Source organism: Henriciella litoralis, from assembly GCF_002088935.1.
GTDB lineage: Bacteria > Pseudomonadota > Alphaproteobacteria > Caulobacterales > Hyphomonadaceae > Henriciella > Henriciella litoralis.
Window position 1 is genome coordinate 694,253 of sequence record NZ_NCSS01000006.1, and the last position, 20,090, is coordinate 714,342.

The 20,090-nt window shown below is 58.4% G+C and carries 16 protein-coding genes and 2 tRNA genes; 6 read left to right on the plus strand and 12 right to left on the minus strand.

The annotated features are described in order from the left end of the window. Positions 1 to 3: 3 nt before the first annotated feature. A complete protein-coding gene (locus B8783_RS06960; protein ID WP_084419415.1) occupies positions 4 to 1,293 on the plus strand; it encodes a 3-hydroxyacyl-CoA dehydrogenase in 1,290 nt (429 codons plus the stop codon). Next, a complete protein-coding gene (locus tag B8783_RS06965) occupies positions 1,293 to 2,915 on the plus strand; it encodes a GMC family oxidoreductase (protein WP_084419417.1) in 1,623 nt (540 codons plus the stop codon). The genes B8783_RS06960 and B8783_RS06965 overlap by 1 nt, the downstream gene beginning before the upstream one ends. 55 nt (positions 2,916 to 2,970) lie before the next feature. Here B8783_RS06965 and B8783_RS06970 read toward each other — a convergent pair. From B8783_RS06970 to B8783_RS06990, 5 genes are all read right to left on the minus strand, one after another. Beyond that, positions 2,971 to 3,046 (minus strand) — tRNA-Lys (locus B8783_RS06970). Between the two features lie 59 nt (positions 3,047 to 3,105). Next, positions 3,106 to 3,840 (minus strand): proteasome-type protease, encoded by a 735-nt coding sequence (locus B8783_RS06975; protein WP_084419419.1) that lies wholly within the window; start codon positions 3,838 to 3,840, stop codon positions 3,106 to 3,108. Between the two features lie 3 nt (positions 3,841 to 3,843). Further along, positions 3,844 to 4,647 carry a transglutaminase family protein gene (locus B8783_RS06980; RefSeq protein WP_084419421.1) on the minus strand — a complete coding sequence of 268 codons (804 nt, stop codon included), beginning with the start codon at positions 4,645 to 4,647 and terminating at the stop codon, positions 3,844 to 3,846. Positions 4,648 to 4,653: 6 nt separating this feature from the next. Then, a complete protein-coding gene (locus B8783_RS06985) occupies positions 4,654 to 5,592 on the minus strand; it encodes an alpha-E domain-containing protein (RefSeq protein WP_084421956.1) in 939 nt (312 codons plus the stop codon). Then, entirely contained in the window at positions 5,592 to 7,019 is a 1,428-nt protein-coding gene (locus B8783_RS06990; protein ID WP_084419423.1) for a circularly permuted type 2 ATP-grasp protein, read from the minus strand. The genes B8783_RS06985 and B8783_RS06990 overlap by 1 nt, the downstream gene beginning before the upstream one ends. A 268-nt stretch (positions 7,020 to 7,287) precedes the next feature. Here B8783_RS06990 and B8783_RS06995 point away from each other — a divergent pair, with 268 nt between their 5' ends. Beyond that, positions 7,288 to 8,610 (plus strand): glycosyltransferase family 4 protein, encoded by a 1,323-nt coding sequence (locus B8783_RS06995; RefSeq protein WP_169711727.1) that lies wholly within the window; start codon positions 7,288 to 7,290, stop codon positions 8,608 to 8,610. A 188-nt stretch (positions 8,611 to 8,798) separates the two neighbouring features. After that, a complete protein-coding gene (locus B8783_RS07000; protein WP_084419427.1) occupies positions 8,799 to 9,617 on the plus strand; it encodes an anti-sigma factor family protein in 819 nt (272 codons plus the stop codon). 62 nt (positions 9,618 to 9,679) lie between these two features. Here the strand turns inward: B8783_RS07000 and B8783_RS07005 are convergent. After that, positions 9,680 to 9,755 (minus strand) — tRNA-Lys (locus B8783_RS07005). Between the two features lie 114 nt (positions 9,756 to 9,869). On the opposite strand from B8783_RS07005, the gene B8783_RS07010 reads away from it, so the two are divergent. Next, entirely contained in the window at positions 9,870 to 10,655 is a 786-nt protein-coding gene (locus tag B8783_RS07010) for a hypothetical protein (protein WP_084419428.1), read from the plus strand. On the opposite strand, the gene tgt is transcribed toward B8783_RS07010, so the two are convergent. The 6 genes from tgt to gyrA form a co-directional block, all read right to left on the minus strand. After that, the gene (tgt, locus tag B8783_RS07015; protein ID WP_084419430.1) at positions 10,612 to 11,745 is read right to left on the minus strand and encodes a tRNA guanosine(34) transglycosylase Tgt; all 1,134 of its coding nucleotides are present in this window, start codon (positions 11,743 to 11,745) and stop codon (positions 10,612 to 10,614) included. The genes B8783_RS07010 and tgt overlap by 44 nt on opposite strands. 126 nt (positions 11,746 to 11,871) lie before the next feature. Next, the gene (locus tag B8783_RS07020; RefSeq protein ID WP_084419432.1) at positions 11,872 to 12,468 is read right to left on the minus strand and encodes an MlaC/ttg2D family ABC transporter substrate-binding protein; all 597 of its coding nucleotides are present in this window, start codon (positions 12,466 to 12,468) and stop codon (positions 11,872 to 11,874) included. A gap of 131 nt (positions 12,469 to 12,599) precedes the next feature. Continuing rightward, positions 12,600 to 13,661, minus strand: coding sequence for a tRNA preQ1(34) S-adenosylmethionine ribosyltransferase-isomerase QueA (gene queA / locus B8783_RS07025; RefSeq protein WP_084419434.1), 1,062 nt, complete (start codon positions 13,659 to 13,661; stop codon positions 12,600 to 12,602). Positions 13,662 to 13,669: 8 nt separating this feature from the next. After that, a complete protein-coding gene (locus B8783_RS07030) occupies positions 13,670 to 14,572 on the minus strand; it encodes a peptidylprolyl isomerase (protein ID WP_084419435.1) in 903 nt (300 codons plus the stop codon). Continuing rightward, a complete protein-coding gene (gene coaD, locus B8783_RS07035; protein ID WP_084419437.1) occupies positions 14,569 to 15,063 on the minus strand; it encodes a pantetheine-phosphate adenylyltransferase in 495 nt (164 codons plus the stop codon). The genes B8783_RS07030 and coaD overlap by 4 nt, the downstream gene beginning before the upstream one ends. Positions 15,064 to 15,118: 55 nt before the next feature. Continuing rightward, positions 15,119 to 17,899, minus strand: a complete 2,781-nt coding sequence (gene gyrA, locus B8783_RS07040) for a DNA gyrase subunit A (protein WP_233355702.1) — start codon at positions 17,897 to 17,899, stop codon at positions 15,119 to 15,121. Positions 17,900 to 18,084: 185 nt separating this feature from the next. On the opposite strand from gyrA, the gene B8783_RS07045 reads away from it, so the two are divergent. Next, the coding region (locus tag B8783_RS07045; protein ID WP_169711728.1) for an ATP-binding protein at positions 18,085 to 20,090 on the plus strand (2,006 nt) is incomplete at its 3' end.

A 20,090-nucleotide genomic window follows, 5' to 3' on the forward strand; every position in this document is an offset into this window, starting at 1 on the left:
CCTATGTCAGCGATCTCGATGACCCCAGAACAAGTCTCAGACTATATTGCGCAGGCAGGCCGCGACGCGTGGAAGGTGCCGGATATCCCGGCGGACACGCCAAAACGCAAGATCGAGAAAGTCGGCATCATTGGCGCCGGCACGATGGGCGGCGGCATCTCGATGAACTTCGCCACGGCGGGCATCCCGGTCGTCATCCTTGAACAGAAACAGGAAGCGCTTGATCGCGGCCTGTCCGTTGTTCGCGGCCACTATCAGCGCAGTGCCGACAAGGGCCGCTTCCCGCAGGACGAGGTTGAGGCGCGCATGTCCCGCCTCACTGGTACGCTGGACATGGAAGATTTCGCCGATTGCGACCTGATCATCGAGGCCGTGTTCGAGGACATGGATCTGAAGAAGAAGATCTTCACTGATCTCGACCGCATCATGAAGCCCGGCGCGATCCTCGCGACCAACACGTCTGCGCTCGACATCAATGCGATCGCCAGCGTCACCAAGCGCCCGGAAGACGTGATTGGACTGCACTTTTTCTCGCCCGCCAATGTGATGAAGCTGCTCGAAATCGTGCGCGCAGATCACACCGCCGATGATGTCATCGCGACGTGCATGGATCTCGCCAAGAAGATCAACAAGATCGCCGTGCTCGTGGGCGTTTGCCCGGGCTTTGTCGGCAACCGCATTCTCTATGCGCGTCAGGCGCAGGCCCAGAAGCTGGTCTTCAAGGGCGCAATGCCTTGGGACGTCGATGCGGCGCTGAACGAGTTCGGCTTCCGCATGGGCCCATATCAGATGTCTGACCTCGCCGGCCTCGACATTGGCTGGAAGAAGGGCGCGAAAACCGCCAACCCGATCCGCGATGCGCTCTGCGAGCTCGACCGCCGCGGCCAGAAGACCGGCGCCGGCTATTACGACTATGACGAGAACCGCCGCCCTATTCCGTCCGATGTGACGGCGGGCATCATCAAGGATGTGACCGGCGTTGAAGCCGGGTCTGCGCCAGGAAAAGACGAGATTATCGCGACCTGTATCCATCCGATGATCAATGAGGGCCTCAAAATCCTCGAAGAGGGCAAGGCCCAGCGCGCGTCCGACATCGATATCGTCTGGCTGAATGGCTATGGCTGGCCTGCCGACAAGGGCGGCCCGATGCTCTATGGCGATCTGGTGGGTGCAGAAGCGGTCCTGAAGACGATGGAGCGTCTCGGCGCCGATGATGATCGTTTCGCGCCTGCCGAGACGCTGAAGCGCCTCGCCAAGGACGGCGGCCGCTTTACCGAGGTCAAGCCGGGCTGATGGCAGACGAGGCCCGGCCCCTGAGCGGCGACTATGACTATATCGTCGTAGGCGCAGGCTCGGCCGGGTGCGTGGTCGCCAACCGGCTCTCGGCGGATTCATCGAAGAAAGTCCTGCTTCTGGAAGCAGGCAGCAAGGATAACTGGATCTGGTTTCACATTCCGGTCGGTTATCTCTTTGCGATCGGCAATCCACGCTCGGACTGGATGTTCGAGACAACCCCGCAGCCGGGCCTGAATGGCCGCTCCCTCAAATATCCGCGCGGCAAGGTCATTGGCGGCTCTTCGGCCATCAATGCGATGATCAGCATGCGCGGACAGGCCGCCGACTATGATGGCTGGCGTGACCTCGGACTGCCCGGCTGGGGCTGGAGCGATGTGCTGCCCGTCTTCCGCAGCATTGAAGATCACTTCCTCGGTGAGAGTGAAGCGCATGGACAAGGCGGGGAATGGCGGGTGGAGCCGCCGCGCGTCAGCTGGCCGATCTTGGATGCAGTGCGAGAGGCTGCGGGTGAGATGGGCATCCTTGCAACGCCGGACTTCAACAGAGGCGATAATGAGGGCGCTGGCTATTTCCACGTCAATCAGAAGGCCGGGCGGCGATGGTCTGCCGCACGCGGGTTTCTGAAACCGGCGCTGCAGCGTCCCAATCTGCGGCTTGAGACCGGTGCGGTGACAGAGCGTCTGATCATGGTTGGGCGAAAGGCGACCGGCGTGCGTTTCCTGCAGAATGGCCAGCGATATGAAGCGCAGGCCAAAGCCGAGATTATCCTCTGCGCGGGCGCGATTGGCAGCCCGCAAATCCTGCAACGATCCGGGCTTGGGCCTTCATCTGTTCTCGTTGAGGCCGGGGTCGAGACCCTCGTCGACATTCCCGGCATTGGCGCAAACCTGCAGGACCACCTTCAACAGCGCGCGATCTACAAGGTCACCGGCACGAAGACACTGAACCAGACCTATTACACCCTGCTCGGCAAAGCCGGGATGGGGCTCGATTATGCGCTGAGGCGGCGCGGGCCGCTGACCATGGCGCCTTCACAGCTCGGCATCTTCACGCGCTCCAGTGACGCGCATGAACGCGCCAATATCCAGTTTCATGTTCAGCCGCTCTCGCTCGACAAGTTTGGCGACCCGTTGCACCGGTTTCCGGCAATCACCATCGCGGCCTGCAATCTGCGCCCGACATCGCGCGGCGACATCCGCATCCCGAATGCCCGGCTTGATGCTGCGCCGCTGATCAATCCAAACTATCTCGACACCGATGAAGACCGGAAGGTCGCAGGCGATGCCATTGCCGTGACACGCAAGCTGATGGCGCAGGCAGCGCTCGCGCCATTTTCGCCGGATGAGATCGTGCCAGGGCGGACCGATGAGGCCGAAGACCTCGCGGCGCTCGCGGCCGAGATCGGCACAACGATTTTCCACCCCGTCGGCACCTGCAAGATGGGGCCGGACGATGACCCGATGGCTGTCACGGATGCAGATCTGAAGGTTCGCGATGTTGGGGGGCTTCGGGTAATCGATGCGTCGGTCATGCCGACAATCACGTCAGGCAACACCAATACGCCAACCGTCATGATCGCCGCAAAGGCCGCCGCGATGATGGCTAGTTTGAAAAGCTAACTCACAGAAGTCGGAACGCGTTCGGGACAAAACCCGCAATCTGCAATGGTGAGAATGGTGCGCCCACGAGGATTCGAACCTCGGACCCGCTGATTAAGAGTCAGCTGCTCTACCAACTGAGCTATAGGCGCACTGTATTGTCAGGAAGACGCCATGTAGGGCGTCGGGCCTGAAAAGGCAAACACAACTCTCAGAGCTTGTAGTCCGGGAGCGATCCGAAGGCGAATTTCAGCGCTTCGCCCCAATTTTCTGAGATGAGCGTGTAGTACGGGTCATCTTCCTCGATCCGGCGCTGGGCCTTGATGTCGAGGCTGTCGGTTTCATAAAGCAACATATCGAGCGGCATACCGACCGACAGATTGGCCTTTATCGTGGAGTCGAAGGACACCATCATCAGCTTTACCGCTGCTTCGAAGGTCATGTCCGGCTCATAGGCGCGCACAAGGATCGGCCGACCATATTTGGTCTCGCCGATCTGGAAGAATGGCGTCTCATCGCACGCTTCGACGAAATTGCCTTCGGGGTAGATCATGAAGAGGCGCGGTTCGCTGCCCTTGATCTGACCGCCAAGGATGATGGTTGCGCGGAACGCAGATTGGGCACTTGGTTCATTGCCGGGGGCACTTTCGCGGATGACATCGCGCAAGGTGCGCCCAACAAGCCGTGCGGCCTCGAACATGGAGGGCACTTCCAGGATGGATGGATTGCGATCTTCTGGCGCTTTCGTGCGCTCTTCCAGCAGCGACACAAGCGTTTGCGTCGTCGCCAGATTACCTGCCGTCATCAGGACAAATGTGCGTTCGCCCGGAACATTCCAGGTGAACATTTTCCGATATTTGGAGATGTTGTCGACGCCCGCATTTGTGCGTGTATCGGACATGAAGACGAGGCCTCTATCGAGGCGTAGACCGACGCAATATGTCATTGTTTATTGCTGCTGAACCTGCACTGAAACTTCCAACCCCTGATGCCCGCTCCCGAAGCTTAGCCCCGAAATTGGTGCTGCATCGGAGTAATCGAGCCCGGTTGCCACTGCGACGTATCTTTCGTCGGGAGAAATGGCATTGGACACGTCGAATCCGACCCAGCCTAAGCCTTCAGCATACGCTTCCGCCCACGCATGGGAAGCATCTTGTTGCACACGGTCATCCATCATCAGATATCCGCTGACATAGCGAGCCGGAAAGCCGAGAAGGCGGGCTGCGGCGAGGAAGATGTGCGTGTGGTCCTGACAGACGCCCTGCCCGGCCGCAACGGCCTGCTCTGCTGTCGTGGTGACGGACGTCGTCCCGCTCTTGTACTCAACCGCTTCGCTGATTGCCGCCATCAAGGCGTGCAGGCGGGACACATCGTCAGGGTAATTGCCCGAAACCGATTTGATGAGCTGGCGCAGCGCCGGGCCGGGTGCCGTCAGCGGTGTTTTGCGGTTGTAGAGCCATAGAGGCGTCCAGCCGCCATGCTGGCCGATAATCCCGGACGTATCGGACGTCTCGACTTCGCCTTCCGCACGGATGGTCAGCGATGGTGCACCGTCAGTCACGCTTATCAACTGCGTCTGATTGTTAAATTCGTCCGTGAACCAGACTTCCTCATGCCCGCCTTCAAAGGTCACCGACCAGTTGAGGACACTCTGAGCCTGCCGCGTTTTCGGCGTGAGGCGCACCTGTTGAAGTGCGTAATTCACCGGCGAATTGAACTCATATTTGGTGGTGTGGGAGATTTTCAGGATCATGGCGCGTCAGACGTAAAAGCGATAGTCGGTTTCAACCTGCAGGCCGAGCGAGTTGTTCGCCTGCAGGATCGACTGGATGAATTCATGCAGCCCGCCATCGAAAATCTGCTCGATGTCGGCCCCCTTCAGCCTTCTCAGCGTATCTTCGCAAAGCTGGCGTGACGGCTTGGCTTCGCCATATTCCTCTTCAAGATATCCGAGGTTTCGCGACAGGTTCGTATAGCAAAAGCTGATCGAGCGCGGCAGACGCCGGTCGAGGATCAGAAATTCTGCAATCGCGCGCGGACCGCTTTCCTTGTTGAGCCAGGCAAAACTGCGCTCAGCCGCGGCAGACCGCAGGATCGCTTCCCACTGAAAATTGTCGATCGAACCGCCCACCATCGAAACCGATGGAAGCAGGACGAAATACTTCACGTCGAGAATTCGCGCGACATTGTCTGCGCGCTCAATAAACGTCCCGACGCGGCAGAAATTGAAAATGTCATTGCGCAGCATGGTGCCATGCAAAGCCCCACGCACCTGCGCGCTTTGCTGGCGAATAAGCTCCAGCACATTCGGCAGATCCGTGTCCCGCACCGGCCGGGCCAGAGCGTCTTTCAGCTTCATCCAGGTATCGTTCACCGCTTCCCAGACTTCTCGCGTCAGTGCCACGCGGACCATGCGGGCATTGTTGCGCGCCGCTTCAACGACAGACATGACGCTGGACGGATTGCTGCGATCTCTAAGGATGAAATCGATAACCGTGCTGCGCTCAACGGTGTCGTGCTGGGCGCTGTAAAGCGAACGGACATTGGCGGTGCTGAGGATGGAGTCCCATTCGGCATGCGCCGCGGAAGACCGCGTCATCGTCATCCGGGACCCGGCCTCGATGAGGCGCGCATTGTTTGCACTGCGTTCAAGGTAGCGGCACATCCAGAACAGGCCGCCAGCTGTTTTACCGAGCATCATGATTCAAGCACCCAGGTATCCTTGGTTCCGCCGCCCTGACTGGAATTGACAACCAGCGAGCCCTTTTTCAGCGCAACGCGCGTGAGACCGCCGGGCGTAATATCGACGCCGTTTGGCGAAACGAGCACGAATGGCCGAAGATCAACATGGCGAGGGGCGAGGCCTGCTTTCGTAAATATCGGGACGGTCGAGAGCGCCAGAGTTGGCTGCGCGATATAGCCGTCCGGTTTGGCTTTCAGCTTGGCGCGGAAATCAGCGATTTCCTTTTTAGAGGCTGCCGGCCCGACCAGCATGCCGTAGCCGCCAGATCCGTGAACTTCCTTCACGACCAGATCGGCCAGATTATCGAGCACATAGGCCAGCGAGTCCGGCTCCGAGCAACGCCATGTCGGCACGTTCGGCAGCTTGGCCTTCTCGCCTGTGTAGAACTCGACGATGTCCGGCATATAGGAATAGATCGCCTTGTCATCGGCAATACCTGTGCCCGGGGCGTTGGCGATCGTGATGCCCCCTGCCCTGTAGACGTCGAGGATACCGGGAACACCGAGCATCGAGTCCGGATTGAAGTTCATCGGGTCGAGAAAGTCGTCATCGACGCGGCGATAAAGAACATCGACCGGCGTATAGCCTTGCGTTGTGCGCATGGCGACACGTCCGTTCACGACCCTGAGATCATGTCCCTCGACGAGTTCAGCGCCCATTTCATCAGCTAGAAACGCATGTTCGAAGAAAGCAGAATTATGGATACCCGGGGTCAGCACGGCGATTACCGGCTTGCCCTTGCACGCAGGCGGAGCGCAGGCCGCCAATGAGCGACGCAGACGCTTCGGATAGGTCGAAACCGAACACACCTTGTTCTGGAGGAAGAGTTCGGGAAACATCTCGAACATCGTTTCGCGATTTTCGAGCATATACGACACGCCGGACGGTGTGCGCGCATTATCCTCAAGAACGTAGAACTCATCCTCGCCGGTGCGGACGATATCCGTCCCGACAATATGCGTGTAAATGCTACCGGGCGGCTCCACGCCGATCATCTTGGTCAGATAGGCTTCGTTGCCACTGATCATTTCGCGCGGGAGACGGCCCGCCTTGATGATTTCCTGGCGGTGGTAAATGTCATGCAGGAACGCATTCAGGGCCCGTACCCGCTGCTCGATCCCTTCAGAAAGCTTGCGCCACTCACTGTTGGACAGGATGTGTGGCACGATGTCGAAGGGAATGAGACGTTCGTTCGCTTCTTCGCGTCCATAAACGTTGAACGTAATCCCGGTTCTGCGGAACGCCTGCTCGGCTTCGCCGGCCTTTCGTCTCAGTCTGGAGCGGTCTTCGCCCTCAAACCAGCGGTGATAATCCTCATAGGGACCACGAGGTGTATCACCGTGCCCGAACATTTCATCATAGATCGGTTTATCGTCCGGCATACGGCTCCTGGGCTTTAACTAACATATCTGGGCCAGACTAATTTGGCGCTCTTAGCAGCAACAAGCGAGACCAGCTTCCTCAAAGCAATTAGATTGGCGTTGCACAAAAACCAGTCGAAAAAGCAAACGACTAGTCAACAGACCAGCTTCCATCGCCCTGATTCGTTATCGATAGCCCGCAACTGACCTGTGGCGAAAAAGCAACACCCATTCCTACGACATGTTTACAAAGATGCAACCGTCCGGCGGAAACGGCGTTTGGTCTTTCATGAAACAGATGCACCACAACAATCCAATCGCACCGGTTGAGGGGCCGGAAGACCAACCACCCCTGGAAGTGGCTCTCCTTACATGGGAGTACCCACCCATTCCGACCGCGAAGGGCCGCGTTGCCTGTGAAGTTGCTCACGGACTTGCCGCTCATGGCGTTAATGTTCGCGTGTTCACCATGGACCGCGAAGACGTTGTGCGGACGGACCACGAACGGATCGAAGTGATCGGTTGCGCAAACCGGATCACGGGCCTGCGCCGTTTAATGCGCCGCATTCCCGGCCTTGAGCAGATTGCCGCCGCTGCAGCCTTCCGTGAATGCGTTCACGAAGAACATGAGCGTCGCCCGTTCGACATTATCGAAACGACCAATTGGGGGGCACCATCTTCCATGTTGATGGATTGTGGCCTGCCGGTTGTCGTGCGCAACTCAGCGCCTCATGATCTGGACGACCTTCGCACCAAAACGCTGGCGCAAAAATTTTCTCGCCGCATTGCGAATGGCCTTGAAGCGCGTGTGAACGTGCAGGCTGATGCGGTCATTTCAAACGGCCGCGCGCATGCAAATGCAATCCGCGACTGGTATGATCTGCGCCCCGGCCTGATCCATATGGTCACGCCGCTGTCAGTTGAGCCAATCATGCGCAAAGCTGGAAGCGAAATGCCCTTCCCGCCAGCGCATGCCCGCCTTCGTCTGGCCTATATTGGCGACGACAGCATTCGCAAAGGCTTTGAAGAGGCTCTAGCCGGCTTTGCCCAAGTCGTTGAGCACGCCCGTCAGACTGACACGCTGCTGCCGGAGCTCCACCTTATGGGCCTTGAGAACGGCGCCCTCGAAGCACATCTACAGGCGCTTGAGATCGATGCTGAAACGCAGGAACAGATATATGACTATGGCCGCGTCACCGACGATGCCATGACGCACGTTATGAAGCGGTGTCATGCCGTTCTTGCACCATCGCGCTATCAGTCATTCGGATCGGTTTATCATGAAGCGGCCGCTATGGGCCGTCCATTGATTGCCTGCGCCGAAGACCCGACTGCGACTGAATTCGTTCGACGCAATGAGTGTGGTGTTCTGGCGCGGGAATGCACGCCGGAAGCGATTGCAGACGCCGTCATCGGCCTGTTTGCAGATCGTCAGGAAATGATGGAGATGCGCCGCGCCGGCCTTCGTAAGTCTACCTCCTGGACACGTCAGGCCCTCGGCGCTCGCACGCTTCAGGTCTATCGCCGCGCCATGCGTCTGGAAGCGATCGACATTCCTGGCGAGCGTTATCAGGGTGTTCGCCAACGCGCGCTCCAACGCTATCACGCCTGATTGAGCCTTTAAGGTTCATCTGTTTCAAAGCCCCGTCACGCTTGCGTCGGCGGGGCTTTTTCATTCTGCGGCTTATGAGTTGGTTGGAATGTCCAGAAGAACAGATATGAAAGGGCGAACGACAGCGCGGACGCTGCACGTGTTGGCCTGTGGCAATGCCCTGCCCGACCGCCGGAGAATTGGATGCCATGACTGACAAAATGGATCTTGAGACCCGGCTGAACGCATTTCTCGACGGAGAGCTTGCGCCTGATGAGCGCGAATTGACCGAACGGCTGATTGAGGCCGATCCAGTCATTGCCGCCAGGGTCGACGCGCTCACGCGTACACGCGCTCTCTCCGAAGGTGCCTCGCGCGAGAGAGCCGAGCGGCCTGGGGCACAGCCAATAGATGCGCTGATTGAACGGCTTGAACGAGAGCTTGGCGCACCCGCCCCGCCACCGATGCCGGAAACACGGGAAGCGCCGCAAGTGCCTGTGCGGCCTGCAGCGCAGCGCAATGCGAATATCAAACAATCCGCACAGACAGGACCATTAGCGCTTTTGAAAAAGCACAGAGCCATCGCAGCCGGCTTTGCCGTTGCGATCGGAATCTGGGCCATGCTTATGCTGATGCCTGCGCAGACCGCTGATAAATCTGTGGCCGGTGCGAGCGGACGTCTCGCGCCGGACCAAGGGGTTGGCGCCGTCTTCGAAACAGTCCCCAGCGGCGATACGGCTGATCTGGGCGAGAATATTGAGGCGGCTCCGCAATTCTCTTTCGCCACCGCAGACACATATTGCCGTGTCGTCGATATTGCGGGCCCGCAAACTGATAGCCGTCTTGTCGGTTGCAAGGCCGGAGACGGCTGGCAGATCGAGATCGCGACCTACACCTCGGCCAGCGCTGCTGCTGTCGACACATATGTTGAAGAGATGATGGCAGGCGATACGCCCCTGTCCGGCGATGCAGAAGCAGAGCTGATCAGGACTGGCTGGGCCGCGTCACCCGGCGCCCTACCCCGCTGAACCAATGCACGTACTGGCGGGACGAATGTCCCGGCAGCAATCTCGTGCGAATGGAAAAGGTTTGGTACGCCCAACAGGATTCGAACCTGTGACCTACTGATTAAAAGTCAGTTGCTCTACCAACTGAGCTATGGGCGCTCCGAAGCGAGGTTCCTAGTCGAGTGTGCCGGGAAGGTCAACGCGCACAATGGTGCAAAATACATGTCAGTGCATGCCATGCTTTTGCCCCGAAGATCGCCTTGAATCATCAGCATGAAACAAGCTGCGATTTTCTCTCTCGTCTTTGCCTCGCTTATCGCCGGTTGTGCGGCTCAATCGGCCGGCAAGGCGGCGAGCATGACACGCGATGGCCTGGCCGATGCAGCGCTGGCGCCGCTTGAGGATCTTAACATCCGCAGAGACGGGATTCCGCTTGTTCTGGCGAAGATCCAGAACCCCTATGACGTCCCGGAAACGATCACCTGCAAGCAGATCGAGGCAGAAATTGTTGAGCTGAACAAGGTTCTGCCGCCGGACTGGGACGCCGGACCGAAGCCTGAGCAAACCGAATCGCTAAGCTCGATGGCTGCGTCCGAGGCATCTGAACAGCTGCTCAAGGCGGTCGCGTCCGAGGCGACGGGCCTCATCCCCTATCGCAGTTGGGTGCGCAAGCTGAGCGGCGCGAACGGCTATGAGAAAAAGGTCAAAGCCGCTGTCGAAAAAGGTCGCCATCGCCGGACGTTTCTCAAGGCACGCGGACAGGGCATGGGGTGCGCTGACGTCGCCGTTCCGACGCTTCGCGCAAATTCACGCCAGCAAGTCGTGCTGTACAAGGGCGACCAGCCCGAAGGCGTGATTGTTTACGATGGCAATGCGTCCGACCCGATGACCTCGCCGACGTCCAAGGAGGCTGACAAGACGCACGAAGCCGAGCGTCTGGCCTCCAGCACCGTGCAGACGGGGCAAGTATCGGAAGAACCGCTCAGGTTTTCCCCGAAGCGGCCTACCAGCCTGATCAAGCGCGAGGAGAAGACTTCGTCTCAGACCAGCGATCGCTGAGCTCTGCGCGCAGGTCTGCAAAACTGCCATCGGCAATGGCCACGCGCATCCGGGCCATCAGCGCCTGGAAGAACGCGGTATTGTGCCAGGACAGGATCATCGAGCCGAGATACTCTCCCGACCGGATGAGATGATGGAGGTAAGCCTTTGAATAATCATTACTTGCCGGGCAATTCACAGCCTCGTCCACGGGTGACAAATCTTCTGCAAACTTGGCGTTTTTCAGATTGATCGGCCCATCCCACGTCCAGGCCTGACCGTGGCGGCCTGCCCGCGTCGGCAGCACGCAGTCGAACATATCGATGCCGCGCGCGACACTCTCTACGAGGTCAATCGGTTTGCCAACGCCCATCACATAACGCGGCAGATGGTCTGGCAGGTGCGGCATCGTCATGTCGATCGTCGCGCACATCTGGTCATGCCCCTCGCCGACAGCGAGACCGCCAAGTGCGATCCCCCCGAAACCTTGCGAGACCACACCTTTCGCGGATTTCTCGCGCAGATCAGCAAAGTTTGATCCCTGTACAATACCAAACAGGGTTTGCGCGTCGCGCGTGCCGAAAGCATCAAGGCTCTTCTGCCCCCAATCCAGAGACAGGTCGAGGCTGCGTTCCGCCTCTTCATGGGTGCAGGGAAAGTCAGTGCATTCGTCCAGCTGCATGGAGATGTCGGCGCCGAGGAGGTCGGCCTGGATTTCGATACTGCGGGCGGGCGTCAGCCGGTGTTCGGAGCCGTCGATATGGCTACGGAACGTCACGCCATCCTTGTCCATTTTGCGCAGCTGCGACAGCGACCAGACCTGAAAGCCGCCGCTATCGGTCAGCATCGGGCCCGACCAGCCCGAGAATTTATGCAGGCCACCAAGCCGATGAACGCGCTCGGCGCCCGGGCGAAGCATCAGATGATAGGTATTGCCGAGGATGATATCGGCGCCGGCCTGCTCGACCTGGTCCATATACATCGCCTTGACGGTCGCGGCGGTCCCGACCGGCATAAAAGCAGGCGTGCGGATATCGCCGCGCGATGTTTTGAGCACACCTGTGCGGGCAGCGCCTTCGCGCGCATGAATTTCAAAAGGAAATGTGGCCATAGGCCGAGCGTTTGACCGAAATAAACGTGCAAGGCAAGGCGGCGCGCGCGTGAGAACTGCTGCACAAATGAAAACGGGCGCAGGTATTAACCCGCGCCCGTCATCGACAAATTCGGAAATGCCTGACTAGCTTTTGATATCGGCGATGAGGGCGTCGATATCGCCGCCATTCTGGTCAAGCAGAGCATCAAACTGTGCGCGTTGCTCGATCGCGAACCAGACGTCCTGCACCTGGATGTCAACAATGCCGCCATCGATCAGGCGCCAGCTGACAGTCTGGCGGTCGTCATCAGTGGTGACTTGCGTCTCGACAATCGTGTCCTTTGGACCGCGGGACACCACATCGGTCACCTCAACGCTGGCTTGCGAGAAACCGGACAAATGCTCGCGCAGCTGTTGTTTCGCATAGGTGTGAAACGCGTCCAGATAGTCTGACTTCTGCGCGTCGCTGAGGTCCGCCCAGTGATTGCCAAGCGAGAATTGGGCAACCTTGTCGACATCGACCATCTCAATGATGCGTTCGGCTTCGGCATCCGTGATATTGGAATCTTCGAGCGCAGCAATCGTGCGATCAACCGTTTCTGTGACGGTTGTCGCGGCAGCACTGTCCATGGTGTCGGCGTTTGCTGCCGGGATCAGCGCGAAGGCGCAGGACGCGGTGAACAGACCTGCAATTACGCCGCCCTTGATACGCTCAGCAGTGGTTTTCACTGATTGGGTCATTTTCTATTCCTTCCGTGCATCGGCACGTGTTCTGGTTTCTCCAGCTTCGCGGCCATAGGCTACGTTGCGAACCATAGAAACGCGCTTTGCCCGAACGGGTTGCACACGGGCGTCAGCGGCGCCGCTGGCACTCACGCTCGGGGCAGAAGCAGGCAGGCATCGCCATAGGAATAGAAACGGTATTCATGCTTGATCGCATGCGCATAGGCGGCCTGCATCACGTCGGTCCCCATCAGCGCGCATACCAGCATGAAGAGCGAGCTTTCCGACAGATGGAAGTTTGTCACCAGCGCATCTGTGGCGCTCAGCTTATCGCCGGGCTTTAGAAAGATATCCGTTGGCCCCGTCGTTGCCATCAGCTTTCCGTCTTCGTCGACTGAGCTCTCAAGCGTTCTGAGCGCCGTGGTGCCAACCGGAACGAGACGCCCACCTGCTGCGCGCGCCGCATTCATGCGTTCAGCCGCTTCCGGGCTGATACGGCGCCATTCCTCATGCAGGCGCCCGGAGGTCAGCTGGCTTTCCTTCAGCGGTGAGAAGGTGCCAAGCCCGACATGAAGGCGGACTGTTTCCTGCGTGATGGCCGCCGCCTCAAGCTCCGCGCGCAAGCGCGGCGTGAAATGCAGGCCCGCCGTCGGCGCGGCCACCGATTGCGCGTCATCGCCGGCAAAACTGGTCTGGTAGGTCTCCCGGTCCGTCCGGTCAGCGGCTCGGCGGCGGGCAATATAGGGCGGCAAGGGCATCGCGCCATGCGCGTCCAGAGCCGCATCAAGGCTCTCGCCTGACACATTGAATTCAAGCGAGATTTCGCCCGTTTCGGCTTTGCCCTTTATCTCGGCGAGGAAATCTGGACCAAACCTGATCGTATCGCCCGGCTTCAGCCGCTTACCGGGCCGCGCCAGAGTGCGCCAGGTCGCCGGACCGACCCGTTCAACCAGATTGGCATCGACGTCGACATCCATGCCCTTCTCATCGCGCGCAAGACGCACGCCTGAGAGCGCCGCCGGGATGACACGTGTGTCGTTAAAAACCAGCATGTCGCCAGCCGAAAGCAGGCTGGGCAAATCCCGAACCGACTTGTCTTCCAGCCTGCCGTCGCCGTGGACGACAAGCAGCCGCGCGGAATCCTGCGGGTCCGCCGGACGCAGCGCGATCAGATGTTCTGGAAGATCGAAGGCATAGGCAGAGAGGTCCACGTCAGGACCTACTCCGCGATGACGGCCGGAACCCGCATGACATCACAAATATCGGCGTCGGCCTGATCTGCTGCTGCCAGACGTTCAGTCCATTCGGGCGTATCGGTGCGCTGTACCCACGCCGTCATCTGCTCGTCAGCCGGCAAATCAGAAACGACATAGGCCTTCTGCAGGATATCTGGCTGAGCGATGGGCGATCCGTTCGGCGGCGGGCCTTTTTTGATGGCCCGCACGACGTCAAACCCGTCAATCACACGGCCCCAGGCGGTGTATTGCTTGTCGAGATGATCAGCCTGATAGCGCATCAGGAAGAATTGGCTATTGGCGGAATTCGGGTCATCGGTCCGCGCGGTCGAGACGATACCGGGACAATGCGGGATCCAGCGATCTACGCTGGCATCGCCCGTCATCTCAGACAGGAAAGCGGCCTGCGTCGCGATCGGAAAGCCTTTGTAGAGGCCGCGTGTGGCGGTATCCATCGGGCCGACCGGATTGATTTCCATCTCACCCGGCTGGACACGGAAGGTGAACTCGCCCTTCAGATCCGGCAGACCGGATCCGACGCCATTCACCATGCGGATGTCGCCGCCCTGGTCCATAAAGTCGTCGATCACCCGGTGGAATGGCGTGCCCGCGTAAAGACCGGACTTCGCAATCGCGCTGAACTGTTTGACGTGGTTCGGCGCGGCCACAGGCAACATCTCGATGACGATGCGGCCCTTTGTGGTTTCGAAGACCAGCAGGTTTTCCGGCTCGACCTCGCGCCAACTATCTGGGTTTGCCTCAACGTCAGCGACGGCAAACTCAGGCGGCTCTGGTGAGACGTCGGCCTTGGATTCCTGCGCGCAGGCAGCAGCCCCCGCCAAGCCTGAAATAAGCAGCGTGCTGGCAACTAGATTTCTGAACTTCACTTATACTTCTCCAGAAGCTTTTCCCTGACACGCGGTGTGACAAAGGAAGTTATATCGCCCCCAAATCTCGCAATCTCCTTCACCAGCCGTGAAGCAACTGCCTGATGCTGAACATCCGCCATCAGGAAGACGGTTTCAATCTCCCTGTTCAGTTGTTCGTTCATGGCGGTCATCTGGAATTCGTATTCAAAGTCGGACACAGCGCGCAGACCGCGGATGATGACTTGTGCCCCGCAGGCTTCAGCGAAGTGCATCAGGAGATTATCGAAAGGACGTACTTCGATCTTCACGCCGCGTGGATTGTCGAGATCTGCGGTCTCTTCGGTCACGATTGCGACACGTTCCTCGAGTGAGAAGAGCGGTTTCTTCGCTTCATTCACGGCGACACCGATAATGAGCTTGTCGACCAGCTTCAGCCCGCGCCCAATAATATCCAGATGCCCGGCCGTAATGGGGTCGAAGGTTCCCGGATACAATCCAACACGTTCCATGATAGCTCCCTGCACGACGTCGTTTTAACAGGCAGGCCCGCTGCGGGACGTCTGCCTATCCTTCGGCCTCTTCTGTACCGTCTTCCTCGTCTTCTACAAGACGGGCAACCGAAACAACCCGCTCGCCTTCATTGGTGCGAAGGACCCAGACGCCCGATGTCGCGCGTCCGGCGATGCGGATCTGGTCCACATGCGTGCGGATGAGCTGACCGGCATTCGTCACCAGCATGACCTGGTCATTGTCGTCGACCGTGAAGGATTGCGCGATCTGTTTGACCGGCCCGGACTTCTTGTCGCCGCCCCAGATATTGTGGGCCACAAGGCCTTTGCCGCCGCGCCCGGTGACACGGTAATCATAAGAAGACGAGCGTTTGCCCATGCCATCATCAGCGACGGTGAGGATGAACTCCTCCGCAGCGCCCATTTCGGCGATACGCTCAGTGCTCAGCGAAGCATCCTCGTCTCCGTCATCGCCATCATCATCGGAAATGGCATCGACGCTATCATCCTCGTCCTCGCCCGAAATGGCGCGGCGCTTGGCCGCTTCGTGCTTGAGGTAGGCGCGCGCTTCAGCTGAGCTGAACTCGATGTGGTACAGAATGCCCATCGAGATGACTTCGTCGCCCTTGTCGAGGCGGATGCCGCGAACGCCGGTCGAGTTGCGTCCAGCAAAGACGCGCACATCATCAACGCGGAAACGGATACATTTACCAAGCACGGTGGTCAGCATGACGTCATTGTCGTCATTACAGATCTTCACCGAGACAATGCCATCGCCCTCGTCGAGCTTCATGGCGATCTTGCCGTTGCGGTTCACCCGCGTGAAGTCGCTGAGCTTGTTGCGGCGGACGGTGCCCGAGCGTGTCGCGAACATCAGATCAAGCTCGTTGCGATCGGCCTCATCGTCCGGTAGCGGCATGACGCTCTCAATGCGCTCATCCTTGGCCAGCGGGAAGATGTTGACCAGTGCCTTGCCGCGCGATTGCGGCGAGCCGACCGGCAGGCGCCAGACCTTCTCCTTGTAGACCATGCCTTCGGAGCTGAAGAACAGGATCTCGGTGTGCGTATTGGCCGTAAACAGCCGCGTCACGAAATCCTCGTCCTTCATCGAGACGCCGGAGCGCCCCTTTCCGCCGCGATGCTGGGTGCGGTAGGTCGATAGCGGCACGCGCTTGACGTAGCCGCCATGCGTGACCGTAACGACCATGTCTTCGCGCTCGATCAGGTCTTCGTCGTCCATGTCCGCATCGGCGAAAGTGAACTCCGAGCGGCGTGGCACGGCGAACTTCTCTTTCACCTCGCGCAGTTCGGCCCGGATAATGTCCTGGATACGAGTGCGTGAGCGCAGAATGTCGAGATAGTCGGCGATCTTTTCCGAGAGGCCCTTGGCTTCATTGCCGATCTCATCACGGCCAAGGCCGGTAAGACGCGACAGTTGCAGCGCGAGAATGGCGCGGGCCTGCTCATCGGAGAGGAAGATCGTGTCGCCTTCGCCCTTACGGGTCCGGCGGTCAGCGATCAGCTCCAGCATCGGCCCCATATCCATGACCGGCCAGGCCTTGGAAAGGAGTTGCTCACGGGCCGCATTCGGGTCCGGTGCGTGCCGGATGATACGGATGATCTCGTCGATGTTGGCCACAGCCAACGCAAGACCGACCAAGACGTGCGCGCGGTCACGGGCCTTGTTGAGTTCGAACTTGGTGCGCCGGGCAACCACTTCCTCACGGAACTGGATAAAGGCCTGCAGCACCTGACGGAGGTTAAGCTGTTCAGGGCGGCCACCGTTCAGCGCCAGCATGTTGACCGGGAAGGAGGTCTGCAGCTGCGAGTAACGGAACAGCTGGTTCAGCACGACTTCCGGGCTCGCATCCTTCTTGATCTCGACGACGACACGAATGCCGTGACGGTCAGACTCGTCGCGGAGATCTGCAATGCCCTCGATCCGCTTGTCGCGCACGAGCTCGGCAATCTTCTGCACCATGGTGGCTTTGTTCACCTGGTACGGAATTTCTGTGACGATAATCGCCTGACGCCCGGATTTGACTTCCTCGATCTCGGTGCGCGCGCGCATCAGCACAGAGCCCCTGCCCTCGAGCAGCGCCTTGCGGGAGCCAGCATAACCGAGGATCAGACCGCCCGTCGGGAAGTCAGGCCCCGGAACGATCTCAAGCAGAGCTTCGTCATCGATGTCCGGCTCATCGATCATGGTGAGCGTCGCGTCGATCACTTCACCGAGATTGTGCGGCGGAATATTCGTCGCCATGCCGACCGCGATACCGCCGCCACCATTGACCAGAAGGTTCGGGAACTGGGCCGGAAGGACCATCGGCTCCTGCTGGGAGCCGTCATAGGTGTCCTGAAACTGGACCGTATCCTTGTCGATGTCCGCGAGCAGGTATTGCGCCGCTTTCGTCATCTTGGATTCGGTGTAACGCATCGCGGCTGGCGGATCATTGTCGATCGAGCCGAAATTGCCCTGACCGTCGACCAGCGTCAGCCCCATCGAGAAGGGCTGCGCCATGCGCACAAGGGCATCATAGATCGCGCTGTCGCCGTGCGGGTGATAGTTACCCATCACGGCGCCGACGATGTTGGCGGACTTTTTGTACGGCTTGTCAGGCGTGTTCCCGTTGACCTGCATCGCATACAGGATGCGACGGTGAACAGGCTTCAGCCCGTCGCGCACATCCGGCAGCGCGCGGCTGACAATCACACTCATCGCATAGTCGAGATAGGAGCGTTTCAGCTCATCCTCGATATCGACAAGATCGACGCCTTGCTCGCGGGGTGTTTCCGGGATTTCGGGTTCTTCTGGCGGAGTGTTTTCGTCGCTCACGGAAGACCTGCCTCTTGTTGCCTGTGGCGGGCCTCGAATCGCCCGCTGAATAGAGCTTTCACCCTAGCAGTCAGGGGGCCGCGACACAAACCGCAACCCCGCATTTCAGCAGCGTTTAAGACGACCTCGAAAGAACTTGATTTTCGCGGCTTGCATCGCAAAACTGCAAGTAGAGGGGACCTACCATGTCAGTATCGGAAGATTTCAAATTTCTTGTCGAGCGAGGGCTGTCCGCCACGCTGCGGGAGAAAGAAATTTCGAAGGCTTGCAGAGGCTGGCTCCGCGATGAAATTGGCTGCAAACCACCCCTTAATCACGGTCTCTACATGTGCATGCTCTGGGCCATCGATCTCGGCCAGCAAGCGATTGGGTCGCGGATGCTTGAGAAGCTCGAGAATGACGCTCGGTTTGGCAAACTTCTTACTTTCGTAGCCAACGCTTGCAGGCAAACTCAACACCGCAACGAATTGAAGACTAAACTTGTTGAGGATTTCAACGCTGGTCTAAAGCCAGGACAGGAAGCGATCGAGGAATCAGTCCCAGATGATGTGATCCAGCAACTTAGAGCGGGTCAGCGACTAGACGGGATGGAGAATTCTCTTTCAAGTCTTCTTGAAGACTTAAGTGAGTTACACGCGAATGTACGAAAAGCACTCGATTCAATCGTAATAAACTGGGACCGTCTTCCTCATGGTGATGCGACAGCGTCGTCGGCCGTAAGATATAATTCCGAAGTTTTTCCGATCGTTGGCCGCGAACGAGAATTCGATATCCTAAACCGCTTTCTCGGCGATACCAGCAATCGGGGGAAAGATGGACTCTTCAAGTGGCTTTGCATCACCGGGCCGGGTGGAGAGGGTAAAACCCGGTTGCTTTATGAATTTGTTGGGGAGCGAATGCCTTTTCACTGGATAGGCGGAAAGTTCGATCAATTTGATTCCATGCTTGACGGAAACCTTTGGCAACCCTGCGCACCAACGCTTTTGGTCATCGATTATCCAGCACAAAGCCCATCCAAGGTTGGAAAGGTCCTAGATCATCTACGAAAGCGAGCAAATCTAGAAGCTCAAAGCCCACAGAGATTAAATCATCCTGTCCGTGTGGTTCTTCTCGAGCGCAGCGGAGAAGGCCCGTGGATGGATGAAATGCTGGTTTCCTCTTCCGACGGCACTGCACTTCAACAGAGTGTCTTCAATTCGTCCGAATGGCAGTACGGCATGCCGCTTAGCCCGTTAACGATGCCAGCAACCATTGAATTGATGGCAGCTCGTTTTAGGCGCGCCGGGCTGCAACCTCCAACTCCAGAAATACTGGAAGATGCAGTTACACGCATCGATTCTCGGCGACATTACCTTTCCGACGAAGCGCTTTCGAACTTGCACAAGTATTTAGAAAACACACGGAGCAATACTGTCCCGACACCACGGCCCCTGTTTGCGGCAGCCGTTGCGGAATTGGCGGTTCGCGCGATTGAAGACGGGACAGTCGATCTAAACGATCCTTTCGAGCATATCGAAAAGACTGATCTTTTTGACCGATTGCTAAGAGATAATCGCAAGAAACACTGGTTCCGCCGCAGCAAAATAAGTGAAGAGATCCAATACTTGCATGAAAATGCACTAGCAGCAGCAACCTTCATGCGAGGCTTGGACCGCAGCCAGATTGCCGCATTCAAAGACTGTGAAGCCTGGCTGCCGCGCCTTAGACCCGGGCAAGGTAACCGATGGAGCACAGAGCTTATCGCCGCAATGGGTGGCGCGCAAGACGGCTCCAAACTGAGGGGACTTGAACCAGATTTACTGGGTGAGTTCCATATGCTTCAACAAATTCGCTCAATCGATGATCATGCTGACCGCGCCGCCTTTTGCGCAGCTTGCCTTCACGCCGGCGGTGAGGCAGCACAAGTGACCATCATTCTAGCTAACCGGGACTATCCAGACGAAGTTGCCAAACTCGACTTTCTCGCACCAACCGCAAGCGGCAATACACTATCAGCACTTCGATGGATGGAAGCTTCTAAACAATTGGTATTCGATACTGCGAAAAATAGGCGCTTCGATCTTGTTCAGCCAATACTCGACCGGGCCGCTATCCTGCAATCGAGCTTTCCCCACGACGAAGCCGTCGCACTTAAGGCGCTGCAAGTGCTCACATCTGCTATCCGCACCCTCGGAGCGCACCAGAAATGGCC